The sequence below is a fragment of the Streptomyces sp. NPDC043952 genome, from assembly GCF_056435325.1.
Map to the genome: position 1 here is coordinate 246465 of NZ_JBWKES010000006.1, position 12621 is coordinate 259085.

The window sequence follows — 12621 nt, forward strand, 5'->3', positions numbered from 1 at the left end:
TGTCACCCGGCCGCCGGTGTGACCTGGGGGTCAGTGGTCGGCCGCCGCCGGTGCCGAGGCGGTGATCCGGGCGTCGGGCACCGCCGGGGTCGTGGCGCGGGCGGGCCCGGCGTTGGCCGCGAGTATCAGGGACGCCGCGGCGGCCACGGCGGCGGCGACGGCCCTCCGCGCGGTGGAGTATCCGTAGGCAGCGGATGGACGTCCGTACACGGCGACCTCGCAACACGACAGCGGCGTATTAAGCGGGTTTGACCCGCAGTCAACTTAGAGGCATTCCAGAACGAACGGCAAGAGCGGGCGGGGCGGTTGGGGAGGGCCGCGGTGCGCGAGCGGGACGGACGTCTTGCGTCTCTCCGTACCCGCCTGCCTACGGTGATCCCGCTTGCCCCCGGATGCGGCTGACCACCGCTCGGACAAGGGGGCGCGTACCGGCGGCGGGGAGAGCCGCTTACGACGGAGGGGGAGAAGCGCATGGGTCTGTACCGCGTCTTCGAGAAGTACGTCTTCGAAAAGTACGTCTTCGAGAAGTACTACGCGCCGATGCGCGATCACGCCTGATGAAGGGCCTGCGGTCACTGTGGCCGGCGTTGCTGGTCAACCTCCTCGTCGGGATCCCGGCCCTGGTTCCGCTGTACAGCCTGTGGTGGCTGGCCGCACGCCGATGGGGTGGGACTGTCATCGATCGCTCCAGCACGATCGTCGGCGTGTGCGGGGCCGACTGCGACAAGGCCGGTCTGGCCACGTGGACGGCGACCGCGTCCGGGCTGCTGGTGGTGGCGCTGCTGGTCGTGGCGGACGTGCTTGTGCCGCTGCACCGTGACCGGCCTCCGGGGCCGTGGCTGAAGGCCACGCCGGTCGTCATCGTCCCCTTCCTCGTCTTTCAGGCCGTCTCCTCGGCCCTGTGACGCCGAGCCTCCGAACGTACGGGCAGCCTCCCCGCCGCGCCCGCCCTACACCTCCGCCCGCCCCTGCCTGCGCACGTCCGTCAGGCGTAGTGCGCCCACCTGGACGGCGGCCTGGGTGGCGTCGTTGGGGGCGTCGCCCAGGCCGCCGTTGGTGAAGGCGAAGGCGTCGTCGCCGACGCGGACCGCGGCGACGTCCAGGGTGAGCCGGATGTCCTGGTCGTCCTCCGTGGTGGCGGAGACGGTGATGTGCAGGCCCTGGCGGGCGTCGCCGACCTCGGGCAGGGCCAGCTCCGTGACCTGGACGTCCTCCTGGAGGTCCTGCTGGGTGACGGCGGTGAAGCGGGCGCAGTCCGCCGGCATCGTGCGCAGCCAGTCCAGCGTGGCGTCCACGTCGGACGGGCGGCGGGCGCCGATCTGGTAGCGGAGCTGAGCGCCGGCGCCGGGGTCGTCCAGGCCGACGGCGACACGGGCCGGGCCGCCGAGGAGCCGGTCGGTGTAGAGGGCGTCGAGGAGCTTCTGGCACTCACCGGCCGACGTGCTCGCCTTCAGCATCCCGTCCCGCCAGGTCGCCGCGCCGCTCGTCGCGGTCCAGGCGGCACCGAGGTCGCTCTGGCCGATCAGCGCGGCCTGCGCCTGCGCGTCGGTGAGCGAGGAGCCGTCGGGCCGGGCGGGGGCCTTCGAACTCGCGGCCGGCCGGTCGATCGTCGGCAGCGGCTGCCGCGCCGTCTCCGGCTGCTTCAGCGTCAGCGCCGCGCACCCCCCGATCCCGAGCAGCCCGAGCCCGGTCAGGAACCTCGGCAGGCGTCCGCGCGGGCGTATCCCCTCGTACCTCACGCTGCCTCCCGTCCCTGGTGCCTCCTCCCACGGCACCACCGCCCCGGCCGCCCCACCAGCGCGGGGAGCCGGACGGGTGAGGGCGGAGGTCCAGGGGAGGCGGGGCGGGCGGAGCCCCGGAAAAGGCGTCGCGCGGGCGGGGGAGGCGGCGCTAGCCTTCCGGCCATGCAGCGCGCCCAGCAGTGCCCCGTCCCGTGCCCGTGCGGCACGACGACGCCGGAGACCGTCCCGGCGCGCTGACATCCGACCTGTCCGAAGCTCCGGGGCGAACGCCCCGGAGCTTCGGCGTGTCACGGGGTGTCGCCCCCTCCCACGGAGGAGCCCCCTCATGAACGACCACCTGAAGAATCATCTGGACCATCAGGTGAACGACCACCTGGACGACGACCAACTGCCCGACCACCGCCGCCTCGGCCGCGAACTCGGCCTCTTCGGCACCGATCCGCTGATGGGCGCGGGCCTGCCGTACTGGCTGCCGGACGGCGCGGTGGTGCGGCACACTCTGGAGGAGTACATCCGCGAGGCCGAACGCCGGGCCGGGTACCGGCACGTGTACTCGCCCGCGCTCGGCAAACGCGAGCTGTACGAGGTCTCCGGGCACTGGGACCACTACCGCGACGACATGTACCCTCCGATGCGGCTGGGCTCGGAGGAGGTCGTGCTGCGGCCCAGCCTCTGCCCCCACCACGCCCTGATCTACCGCTCCCGCTCCCGCAGCTACCGCGAACTGCCGCTGCGGCTAGCCGAGTTGGGCGCCATGTACCGCGCGGAGCTGTCCGGCGTGCTCGGCGGGCTGACCCGCGTACGCGCCATCCAGCTCAACGACGCCCATGTCTTCTGCACCCTGGACCAGGCGGTCGAAGAGGCCCGCGCGGCCCTGGAACTGATCGCCCGCGCCTATGCCGACCTCGGCATCCGCGCCGTACGCCACCGGCTCTCCCTGCCCGGCGAGGGCGGCAAGTACGTCGCCGATCCGAAGCTGTGGCGCCGGGCCACCGCGCTGCTGCGCGAGGTGCTGGACGCGTCGGGCGTGGCGTACGAGGAGGCGGCGGGCGAGGCCGCCTTCTACGGGCCCAAGATCGATGTGCAGATCGCCGACCCGGCGGGGCGCGAGTCCACCCTCTCCACCGTGCAGATCGACCTCCACCAGCCCGCCCGCTTCGGCCTGCGCTACACCGGGCCCGACGGCGCGAAGCACCGCCCCGTGATGGTGCACCGCAGCGTCATCGGCAGCGTGGAGCGCGCCGTGGCCCATCTGGTCGAGGCGCACGCCGGCGCCCTTCCCGCCTGGCTGGCGCCGGTGCAGCTGGTGGTGCTGCCGGTCGGCGCGGAGCAGGAGGAGCGGGCGGCGGCCGTCGTACGGGAGGCCCTGGCGCGGGGCCTGCGCGCCGAGCTGGCCGGGCCCGCCCGGGGCACCCTGGGCGCCAGGGTCCGCGCCGCGCGCCTGGTGCCGTACCAGGCGGTGATCGGGGCCCGCGAGGCGGCCGCGGACCGGGCCGCCGTCCGGCTGCGGGACGGGCGGCGGCCCGGTGGGTTGCCGGTGGCGGAGCTGCTGGACCGGATCGCCGGGCGGGTCGCGGCGAAGGGAACCGAACTGTGGGGCGAGCCGGTACCGGGCCTGCCGGCCTGAACTAGTGTCTGAGTCCCGCGCCCCAAGCCGCGCCTCCCGCCCCGAAGGAGCCCCCATGCCCGGCCGCCCCGTGCCCGTGATCATGGACTGCGACACCGGGGTGGACGACGCCCTCGCGCTGCTGTTCGCCGTGCGCCACCCCGGCATCGAGCTGCGGGCGGTGACCTGTGTGGCCGGGAACACCGATGTGGACGGGGTGGTGCGGAACACGCTGACCGTGCTGGAGCAGGCCGGCGCGCCCGAGATCCCTGTGGCGCGCGGGGCCGAGCGGCCGCTGCTGGAACCCGCCCGGCCGGCCACGCATGTGCACGGCCGGGACGGCATGGGGGGCCTGGGGCTGCCCGCCCCGGCCCGCCGGCCCGCCGAGGTGGACGCGGTCACCCTGCTGCGCCGCGAGATCCTCGCCGCGCCCCGCCCGGTCACCCTGGTCCCCACCGCGCCGCTGACCAACATCGCGCTGCTGCTGCGCACCCACCCCGAGGTGACCCGCAACATCGAGCGGATCGTCTTCATGGGCGGCGCCGTCGGGACCGGGAACGCCACGCCCGTCGCCGAGTTCAACGTCTGGCACGACCCGGAGGCGGCGGCCGTGCTGCTCACCGCCGGGGTGCCGATCACGATGTACGGCCTGGACGTGTTCCGGCAGGTGGTCGTGGCCGCCGGGGAGGTGGAGCGGCTGCGGGCGAGCGGGGACCGCGGGGCGCGGCTGGCCGGGGAACTGCTCGCCCACCGCCCGGCCGCCCAGGGCGAGCCGCCCGAGGCGGAGGAGGCGGGCGGGCTCGGGGACGCGGGGGCGGTGTGCGCGGTCGCCGATCCGGGCGGCCTGACCACCCGTGCGCTGCCCGTCGAGGTGAGCCTCGCGCCCGGCCCGGCGCGCGGACAGACGATCGTCGACCGGCGGCCGGGGCCGGGCGAGGCCGAGATCCACCACGGGCAGCGCCAACGGCCCCTGATCGACGTGGCGTTGGACGTGGACGCGCGCCGGTACGCACGGCTGTACCTGGAGACGGTCGGACGGCCCTGACGCCGGACCCGGTTTCCAAGGTTCGCTTTCCGGGCAATGTGGACAGATTCTCTACGTCGCGTCCGTCGCGTCCGTCGCGTCCGTCGCGTCCGTCGTGTTCGTCGCGTCCGCTTCGTCCGTCGTACCGAAGGGAAACCCGTATGGCAGACCTCTCCTCCAGGAACCCCGACTGGTGGCGGCAGGCCGTCATCTACCAGGTGTATCCGCGCAGCTTCGCCGACGCCGACGGGGACGGGCTCGGGGACCTCAAGGGCATCACCCGGCGCCTGGACCACCTCGCGGCGCTCGGTGTGGACGCCCTGTGGCTGAGCCCGTTCTATCCGTCCGAACTCGCCGACGGCGGGTACGACGTCGCCGACCACCGGGACGTCGATCCGCGCCTGGGCAGCCTGGACGACTTCGACGCCCTGGTCGCCGAGGCGCACCGGCTGGGCCTGAAGGTCGTGGTGGACCTCGTGCCCAACCACACCTCGCACCAGCACCCCTGGTTCCAGGAGGCGTTGCGGGCCGGGCCCGGATCGGCCGCCCGCGAGCGGTACGTCTTCCGCCCCGGACGCGGCACCCACGGCGAACTCCCGCCTTCCGACTGGCAGTCCGTCTTCGGCGGCAGCGCCTGGCGGCGGGTGCCCGACGGCGAGTGGTACCTGCATCTGTTCGCCGCCGAACAGCCCGACCTGGACTGGGACAACGAGGAGGTGCGCGCCGACTTCCGCACCACCCTGCGGTTCTGGTCCGACCGGGGTGTGGACGGCTTCCGCGTGGACGTGGCGCACGGCCTGGCCAAGGAGCTGACCGAACCGCTGCGCGACATCGGCGACATCGGCGCCACCGGGGAGACCGCCCTGCTCCGCGTCGCGCCGGGCGACCACCCGTACTGGGACCGCGACGAGGTGCACGAGATCTACCGCGACTGGCGCAAGGTCTTCGACTCCTACCGGCCACCGCGCAGCGCCGTCGCCGAGGCCTGGGTCCCCGGTCCCCGCCGCGCCCTGTACGCCCGCCCGGACGAGCTCGGGCAGGCGTTCAACTTCGAGTTTCTGGAGGCCGGTTGGGACGCGGAGGAGCTGCGCCGTGTGATCACCGAGGAGCTGGCCACCGCGCGGGCCGCCGGTGCCGCCGCCACCTGGGTGCTGTCCAACCACGACGTCGTACGCCACCACTCCCGGCTGATGCTCCCGCCCGGCACCGACCCCGGCGCCTGGCTGCTGTCCGGCGGGCGTGCGCCCGAGATCGACACGGAGGCCGGGCTGCGCCGGGGGCGGGCCGCGACCCTGCTGATGCTGGCGCTGCCCGGCGCGTCGTACCTCTACCAGGGGGAGGAGTTGGGGCTGCCCGAGGTCGCCGATCTGCCCACCGAGGTGCTCCAGGACCCGATCTGGGAGCAGACCGGGCATGTCCGCAAGGGCCGGGACGGATGCCGGGTGCCGCTGCCGTGGACGGTGGACGGGCCGTCGTACGGCTTCGGGCCCGGCGGTGCCTGGCTGCCGCAGCCGTCCGGCTTCGCGGCGTACGCCGTCGAGGCGCAGCACGGGGTCGAGGGCTCGACGCTGGAGCTGTACCGCACCGCGCTGCGCCTGCGCCGCAAGCTGCTGGACGGGGAATCGCTCACCTGGACGGCGAACTCCCCCGACGGAGTACTGGACTTCAGCCGCTGCGCGGGGTGGCGGTGCGTCACCAACCTGGGGGCACAGCCGGTGGCGCTGCCGGCCGGTGAGGTGCTGCTGAGCAGCGGGCCGCTGCCGGGGGACGGGCGGCTGCCGCCGGACACGACGGTCTGGCTCGGCTGACCGGCGGGGCCGGTCGCGTGGCGGCCGGCACCCGCGCCGGAGGGGCCCGGCCGCCCGCGGGCCGGCCCCACGTCGGAGGGGGGGCCGGTCACCCGCGGCCGGCGCCATCGCCGCTTTCCGCGGGCCGGTCCCATTGCCGGGTTTTGGTGTACATGACACACGGTTGGGGAAACGTTGACCGGTCGCCGGGAGATGGCGGGGAGAACGCGGGCCTAGATTCGCCGCATGCCCCCACAGCCACCTCCCGGGATGCCCGCGGCCCGCACGCCGGGCGCGCTGCCCGTGCTGCCCTACCGCAAACCCACCAAGGGCCGCGACTACTGGGTCCTGGACGACGTCCTGCCCGACGTGGACGCCGTCCGCGCCCGGTGCCTGGCCAAGGACGACTGGGTCGAGGGCTACCCGTACACCTCCGAGACCTGGCCGGGGCTGCGTGCCATGCCGGGGCTCGAACCCGCCGAACTCGCCGTCATCGAGCGGCTGGTGAGGAAGGCGACCGGCGCCAAGGAGCTGTGGGTGCAGAAGGCGCCCGGCGGCGGCACGCTCAACCACAACTGCGTGCAGGTCGTCGGCGCGGGCGAGAGCGAGCCGCGCCCGCACACCGACTCGCGCGCGCTGTGCCGGTACGCGGCCGTGCTGTACCTCAACCCGAACGTCCCCAAGGACTGCGGCACCAGCTTCTACCGCCAGCACCTGCCCGGCGGCCGGCTCGGCGGCAACGTCGTGCAGGCCCCGCACACCAACCTGGTCGAGGCCCTGGGCACCCGCTTCGTCGCCCCGGACGCCTTCGAGGAGGACGTGCGCGTCCCGCACAAGTACAACCGCCTGCTGCTCTACAACGCCAACCTCGTGCACAGCGCGACCGGTTACACCGGCACCACGCTGGAGGAGAAGCGCATGACGGCCGTCTTCTTCTGGATGGCCTGACCCCGCGGGATGCGGCCGGGCCCGGTGTGCGGTACGGATGGTGGACGTGAGCGTTGTCGCCATCGTGGGCGCCGGGCCGGGTCTCGGCGCCGCCGTCGCCCGGCGGTTCGGGCGCGAAGGGTACGGCATCGCCCTCGTCGCCCGCGACCGCGACCGGCTGGAGGCGCTGGCCGGGGAGCTGGCCGGGGACGGTGTGGACGCGCGCGCCTTCCCCGCCGACGTCCGCGAACCGGACCGGCTCACCCGCGCCCTCGCCGACGCCGCGCGGGAACTGGGCCCCGTCGAGGTGCTCCAGTACAGCCCGGCGCCGCACCGGGACTTCATGCGGCCCGTCCTGGAGACCGGCCCCCGGCAGCTGACCGGGCCGCTCGAATTCTCGGTGTACGGGCCGGTGGCCGCCGTACAGCAGGTGCTGCCCGGAATGCGGGAGCTGGGGCGCGGAACCATACTGTTCGTGAACGGGGGCACCGCCGCCGTGCCGCATGCCGAGCGCGCCGGCACCTCCGTCGCGTTCGCCGCGCAGAGCGCCTACGGGCATCTGCTGCACGAACGCCTCGCCGCCGAGGGCATCCACGTCGCGCAACTCGTCGTGCCCGGCGCCATCACCCCCGGCCACGCCCGCAAGGACCCCGCCGTGCTGGCCGAGATGCTGTGGGGCATGCACCGGGAACGGCACGGATTCCGGCACTTCGCGGACGACCTCGACAGCCGGTGACGGATCACGCGAAGGGATGACGGCCCCCCTCGGCTCACCCTGCGCACGGGGCATTTGTGGGCCAATATGGGGACGTTGGCAGTTTTGCTCCTCTCCAAGGGGGCCTTTCATGGCTGTCGAAGTTCCGTCGCTGATCAAACCCTCCACATTGCGGGCCAGAGGCGGCCTGGTGGGCGAGTGCCTGGCGGAGTTCCTCGGGACGTTCGTCCTCATCTGCTTCGGCTGCGGCGTCGTCGCGATGGCCGTCGCCGCGCTGCCCGGTTCGGGCCGTGCCGCCACTCCCACCACGATCTTCCTCGCGGCCGGCGACTGGCTGCTGATCACCTGGGGCTGGGCGATGGCCGTCGTCTTCGGCGTCTATGTGGCCGGTGGTGTCAGCGGTGCCCACATCAATCCCGCCGTGACGCTCGCGATGGCGGTGCGCCGGGGCTTCCCCTGGGTCAAGGTGCTGCCGTACTGGTGCGCGCAGGTGGTCGGCGCCTTCACCGGCGCGGCGCTGGTGTACCTGGTCTACCACCAGGCGATCGGCGCGTACGACGCCGCCGCCACCGGGCCCAAGGTGAACGGGCACACGAACGCCACGTTCTCCATCTTCGCGACCTTCCCCGCCCAGTACTTCCACGGCGGGATCTGGGGTCCGCTGATCGACCAGATCGTCGGTACGGCGTTCCTGGTGATGTTCGTCGTGGCCGTCATCGACCTGCGCAACCAGGCCGTGCAGTCCAACCTCGCCCCGCTGATCACGGGCTTCATCGTGGCCGCCATCGGCATGTCCTTCGGCGCCAACGCGGGCTACGCCATCAACCCGGCCCGCGACTTCGGCCCCCGCCTGCTCACCTGGGCCGAGGGCTGGGGGAGCCTGGCCTTCCCCGGCAGCGTGGCCGGGGTGTTCAGCGACTACTGGTGGATCCCCATCGTGGGTCCGCTGGTCGGCGGTGTCATCGGGGTCCTGGTGTACGACCTGTTCATCGGCGACGTCCTGGTGGCCCGCGCCGTCCGCGACCAGCCCCAGGAGCCGGGCCGGGCCCGCCCGGAGCCGCCGCGCTGACCCGGCCGGGACCCTGGACGCCGCGTTGGTCCGGCCGGGCCCCCGTGGAGTGCTTCAGCCCTTGGGCGGTGAAGCGAATGCGGTTGCCGAAGGGGTCGCGCAGACCGCAGTCGATGCCGTACGGACGCTCGGTGGGCTCCTCGGACAGCGCCGGGGGCCCGGCTGCTCCAGGAGGATCTGCCGCTCGGGGTGGCCGGCGCCTGACGGGCCGGCGCCCGGCCGCGCGTCACAGCGGCTGGTCGGGCCAGCCCAGCAGGCGGGCGCCGATCACCGCGGTCTGGAGCATGTAGCGGTGTGCCGGGTCGGCCGGGTCGGCGGCGGTGAGCTGGCGGATGCGCTCCAGACGGTAGGTGAGCGCGCGCACGCTCAGGGAGAGCCGGCGCGCCGCCTCGGCGGCCACGCAGCCGGAGTCGAAGTAGGCGACCAGGGTCTCCAGCAGCGGGACCGCGCCGCCGCGGGCCGCGGTCAGCGGGCCCAGGGTGTGCTGCACCAGGTCGGCCATCGCCTGCCGGTCACGCGCGAGCACCGGGTAGACCAGCAGGTCGGCGGAGCGCAGCACCGGCCCCGGCAGCCCGAGCCGCTCCGCCATCTCCAGCGCCGCCAGCGCCTCCTCGTACGACTGCACGACGCCGCCGGGACCGGTCCCCGGGCGCCCGATCGCCACCCGGCCGCCCTCGGTGGCGGCGGTCGCCTGCCGGGCGAAGTAGGCGAGGACCTCGTCGGTGTCGCCGGGCGCGATGCACAGCAGCCGGCCGTTCTTGGTGGTGAGCAGGATGCTGTGGGAGTCGAAGCGGGCGAGCACCGCGGCCTCCACCCGCCGGGCGACGGGGCCGCCCTCGCCGTAGGACTGGGGGCCCTCGGCGACCGCGACCGCGTGCGCGCGCGAGAGCCGCAGCCCGAACCGTTCGGCGCGCTCGGCGAGCCGGCCCAGGTCGCTGCGGCCGTAGAGCAGGTCGTCGATGAACTCCCGGCGGGCGGCCTCCTCCCGGCGTACGGTCAGCCGCTGGGCGCGCTCGTAGCCTTCCGCGAACACGTCGACGGCCTGCTCCACGGCGGCCAGCGCGGCCAGGGTGCTCTCGGTCGAACCGGGGCCGACCGGCCAGGCGTTACGGGCGGCGGCCAGGTGCGCGACGATCAGGGCGCGCAGCCCGAGCCCCGCCTCGGCGGCCTGTTCGCCCAGCGTCCGACGGGTCTTCAGCTCCTCCCTGGTCAGCCGCCGGCCGGTGCTCGCGACCTCGGCCAGCACCCGCGCGAAGCCGTCCAGATAGCGCTCCGATATCCCCTGCTCGCCCACTCTGCCCCGTTCCCCCGTGATCTTGACGCGCCGGTGACGCTTTCTTAGCGCATTTCCGGCATGCAGACAGTAGTGAACACTGCCGGAAACCGGCAATGCGCGAACGGCCGTCCGGGCCGCACCATCCTCTGCGGGGAGCACTACGGAGGGCTCCGGTGCCGGGCATCGCGGGGGGATGCCCGGCACCGGCGCCTCGGGGGAGCTCCGACCCACCGTCTGACGCAAGGACGTATGCCATGGAAGCCCTCGGCGTGCTCGTCGCCGCCTGTGTGATCCTCGCCCTGCTGTTGCTGCTCGGGTTCTCCCGGCTGTACCGCAAGGTCGACCAGAGCCAGGCCCTGATCGTCTCCAAGACGCGGCGCGTGGACGTGTCCTTCACCGGACAGGTCGTGCTGCCGATCCTGCACAAGGCCGAGGTCATGGACATCTCGGTGAAGACCATCGAGATCAGCCGCTCCGGGCGGGACGGGCTGATCTGCCGGGACAACATCCGGGCGGACATCCGGATCCTGTTCTTCGTCAAGGTCAACAAGACCGTCGAGGACGTCATCAAGGTCGCCCAGTCCGTGGGCACCGAGCGGGCCAGCCACCAGGACACGCTCCAGGAGCTGTTCCACGCGAAGTTCTCCGAGGCGCTGAAGACCGTCGGCAAGCAGATGGACTTCACCGACCTGTACACCAAGCGCGAGGAACTGCGGTACCACATCATCGAGTTGATCGGTGTCGATCTCAACGGCTACCACCTGGAGGACGCGGCGATCGACTACCTGGAGCAGACGCCGCTGACCCAGCTCGACCCGGCCAACGTCCTCGACGCGCAGGGCATCCGCAAGATCACCGAGCTGACCGCCGTCGAGCATGTGCGCACCAACGAGGCCAAGCGCACCGAGCAGAAGGAGATCACCCGGCAGGACGTCGACGCCCGCGAGGCCATCCTGGAGCTGGAGCGCCGGCAGGCGGACGCCGAGATCAAGCAGAAGCGGGAGATCGAGACGTCCCGCGCCCGCGAGGAGGCCGAGACCGCACGGGTGATGGAGGAGGAACGGCTGCGCGCGCAGACCGCCTTCCTGCGCACCGAGGAGCAGCTGGGCGTGCAGCGGGAGAACCAGGCCCGCGAGATCGCGGTCGCCGCGAAGAACCGCGAGCGGGTCATCGCCGTCGAGAACGAGCGCATCGAGAAGGACCGGCTGCTGGAGGTCATCGCCCGCGAGCGGGAGACCCAGCTGACCCAGATCTCCGCCGAGAAGGAGGTCGAGGCGGAGAAGCGGGAGATCGCCGAGGTCATCCGGGAGCGGGTCGCGGTGGACCGTACGGTCGCCGAGCAGGAGGAGTCCATCAAGAAGCTGCGCGTGGTCGAGGAGGCCGAGCGCGAGCGGCAGGCCCTCGTGATCGCCGCGGAGGCTCAGGCGCAGGAGAAGCTGGTCAAGGACATCAAGGCGGCGGAGGCCGCCGAGCAGGCCGCGACGCACCGGGCCGCCGAGGAACTCACCCTGGCCGAGGCCCGGTTGAAGACCGCCGACCTCGACGCGCGGGCCAAGCTGCGGCTCGCCGAGGGCGTGCAGGCCGAGTCGGCGGCCGAGGGGCTCGCCGCGGTGCAGGTCCGGGACAAGGAGGCCGAGGTCACGGTCAAGGCCGGGCGCGCGGAGGCGGAGGCCACCGAGGCGCGGCTGCGGGCGGAGGCCGAGGGCACCCAGGCGAAGGCGCTGGCGGAGGCCGAGGGCGCGCGGGCCAGGGGGCTCGCGGAGGCCGAGGGTGCGCAGGCGGCGGCCGCGGCGACGGAGGCGCGGCTGCGGGCCGAGGCGGAGGGCGCGCGGGCGAAGGCGCTGGCGGAGGCCGAGGGGGCGAAGGCGGCGGCGCTCGCGGAGGCCGCCGGTATCGGCGAGAAGCTGCGGGCCGAGGCGGCGGGGCTCACCGAGAAGGCGGCGGCGATGGCCGCGCTGGACGAGGCGTCGCGCGGGCACGAGGAGTACCGGCTGCGGCTCCAGGCGGAGAAGGAGATCCGGCTGGCCGGGCTGGAGACGCAGCGGCAGGTGGCGCAGGCGCAGGCGACGGTGCTGGCGACGGGGCTGGAGAACGCCGACATCGACATCGTCGGCGGGGAGTCCGTCTTCTTCGACCGGCTGGTCTCGGCGGTCTCCTTCGGCAAGGGGGTCGACGGCTTCGTCGCCAACTCCCGTACGGCGCAGACCCTGGCGAAGCCGTGGCTGGACGGGTCGGGGAGCTTCACGGAGGACCTGGGCCGGGTGCTCGGTTCCGTGGGGACGGCGGACATCCAGAACCTCACGGTCTCCGCCCTGCTGATGAAGCTGATGAACGGCGGCGGCGCGGACGCCTCCCAGTTCCGCCAGCTGCTGGAGAAGGCCGGGGAACTGGGCCTGGCGGACACCCCGGTCGCCTCCCTGAACGGCTCCACCCACAACTAGCGGGACGGAGCGCCCCGCAGGGGCGCGGGGAACT

Annotated in this window: 11 protein-coding genes and 1 pseudogene; 8 read left to right on the forward strand and 4 right to left on the reverse strand. The window is 73.5% G+C overall.

Annotated features, from left to right (window positions below; genetic code table 11):
* Positions 1–30 precede the first annotated feature (30 nt).
* Positions 31–210, reverse strand: coding sequence for a hypothetical protein (locus AC069R_RS09865; RefSeq protein WP_478766063.1), 180 nt, complete (start codon positions 208–210; stop codon positions 31–33).
* A gap of 347 nt (positions 211–557) precedes the next feature.
* On the opposite strand from AC069R_RS09865, the gene AC069R_RS09870 reads away from it, so the two are divergent.
* Positions 558–905 carry a hypothetical protein gene (locus AC069R_RS09870; RefSeq protein WP_478766065.1) on the forward strand — a complete coding sequence of 116 codons (348 nt, stop codon included), beginning with the start codon at positions 558–560 and terminating at the stop codon, positions 903–905.
* 45 nt (positions 906–950) lie between these two features.
* On the opposite strand, the gene AC069R_RS09875 is transcribed toward AC069R_RS09870, so the two are convergent.
* Positions 951–1739 carry a hypothetical protein gene (locus AC069R_RS09875; protein ID WP_478766067.1) on the reverse strand — a complete coding sequence of 263 codons (789 nt, stop codon included), beginning with the start codon at positions 1737–1739 and terminating at the stop codon, positions 951–953.
* A 328-nt stretch (positions 1740–2067) separates the two neighbouring features.
* Here AC069R_RS09875 and thrS point away from each other — a divergent pair, with 328 nt between their 5' ends.
* The 6 genes from thrS to AC069R_RS09905 all read left to right on the forward strand — a co-directional run bounded on the left by thrS (position 2068) and on the right by AC069R_RS09905 (position 8870).
* Positions 2068–3369, forward strand: a complete 1302-nt coding sequence (thrS, locus tag AC069R_RS09880; protein ID WP_478766069.1) for a threonine--tRNA ligase — start codon at positions 2068–2070, stop codon at positions 3367–3369.
* A gap of 55 nt (positions 3370–3424) precedes the next feature.
* Complete coding sequence (locus AC069R_RS09885) at positions 3425–4393, forward strand: nucleoside hydrolase (RefSeq protein ID WP_478766071.1); 969 nt, start codon at positions 3425–3427, stop codon at positions 4391–4393.
* Between the two features lie 140 nt (positions 4394–4533).
* On the forward strand, positions 4534–6180 hold the full coding sequence (locus tag AC069R_RS09890) for a glycoside hydrolase family 13 protein (RefSeq protein ID WP_478766073.1): 1647 nt from the start codon (positions 4534–4536) through the stop codon (positions 6178–6180).
* Positions 6181–6405: 225 nt separating this feature from the next.
* Positions 6406–7107: a DUF6445 family protein gene (locus tag AC069R_RS09895; RefSeq protein ID WP_478766075.1), complete on the forward strand. Its 702-nt coding sequence runs from the start codon at positions 6406–6408 to the stop codon at positions 7105–7107.
* 37 nt (positions 7108–7144) lie between these two features.
* Positions 7145–7822: an SDR family NAD(P)-dependent oxidoreductase gene (locus tag AC069R_RS09900; RefSeq protein ID WP_478766077.1), complete on the forward strand. Its 678-nt coding sequence runs from the start codon at positions 7145–7147 to the stop codon at positions 7820–7822.
* A gap of 109 nt (positions 7823–7931) precedes the next feature.
* Positions 7932–8870 carry an MIP/aquaporin family protein gene (locus tag AC069R_RS09905; RefSeq protein ID WP_478766079.1) on the forward strand — a complete coding sequence of 313 codons (939 nt, stop codon included), beginning with the start codon at positions 7932–7934 and terminating at the stop codon, positions 8868–8870.
* A gap of 67 nt (positions 8871–8937) precedes the next feature.
* Here AC069R_RS09905 and AC069R_RS09910 read toward each other — a convergent pair.
* Both AC069R_RS09910 and AC069R_RS09915 read right to left on the reverse strand, forming a co-directional pair.
* Positions 8938–9065 (reverse strand): annotated as a pseudogene (locus AC069R_RS09910) (VOC family protein); the annotation flags it as partial.
* A 31-nt stretch (positions 9066–9096) separates the two neighbouring features.
* Positions 9097–10164: a PucR family transcriptional regulator gene (locus AC069R_RS09915; RefSeq protein WP_478766081.1), complete on the reverse strand. Its 1068-nt coding sequence runs from the start codon at positions 10162–10164 to the stop codon at positions 9097–9099.
* A gap of 236 nt (positions 10165–10400) precedes the next feature.
* On the opposite strand from AC069R_RS09915, the gene AC069R_RS09920 reads away from it, so the two are divergent.
* The gene (locus tag AC069R_RS09920; protein WP_478766083.1) at positions 10401–12587 is read left to right on the forward strand and encodes a flotillin family protein; all 2187 of its coding nucleotides are present in this window, start codon (positions 10401–10403) and stop codon (positions 12585–12587) included.
* Positions 12588–12621 lie beyond the last annotated feature (34 nt).

Bases quoted from the DNA above. Each gene is read 5' to 3' on its own strand.
- AC069R_RS09870 (WP_478766065.1), top strand. From the start codon at position 558: ATGAAGGGCCTGCGGTCACTGTGGCCGGCGTTGCTGGTCAACCTCCTC.
- thrS (WP_478766069.1), top strand. From the start codon at position 2,068: ATGAACGACCACCTGAAGAATCATCTGGACCATCAGGTGAACGACCAC.
- AC069R_RS09885 (WP_478766071.1), top strand. From the start codon at position 3,425: ATGCCCGGCCGCCCCGTGCCCGTGATCATGGACTGCGACACCGGGGTG.
- AC069R_RS09890 (WP_478766073.1), top strand. From the start codon at position 4,534: ATGGCAGACCTCTCCTCCAGGAACCCCGACTGGTGGCGGCAGGCCGTC.
- AC069R_RS09895 (WP_478766075.1), top strand. From the start codon at position 6,406: ATGCCCCCACAGCCACCTCCCGGGATGCCCGCGGCCCGCACGCCGGGC.
- AC069R_RS09900 (WP_478766077.1), top strand. From the start codon at position 7,145: ATGGTGGACGTGAGCGTTGTCGCCATCGTGGGCGCCGGGCCGGGTCTC.
- AC069R_RS09905 (WP_478766079.1), top strand. From the start codon at position 7,932: ATGGCTGTCGAAGTTCCGTCGCTGATCAAACCCTCCACATTGCGGGCC.
- AC069R_RS09920 (WP_478766083.1), top strand. From the start codon at position 10,401: ATGGAAGCCCTCGGCGTGCTCGTCGCCGCCTGTGTGATCCTCGCCCTG.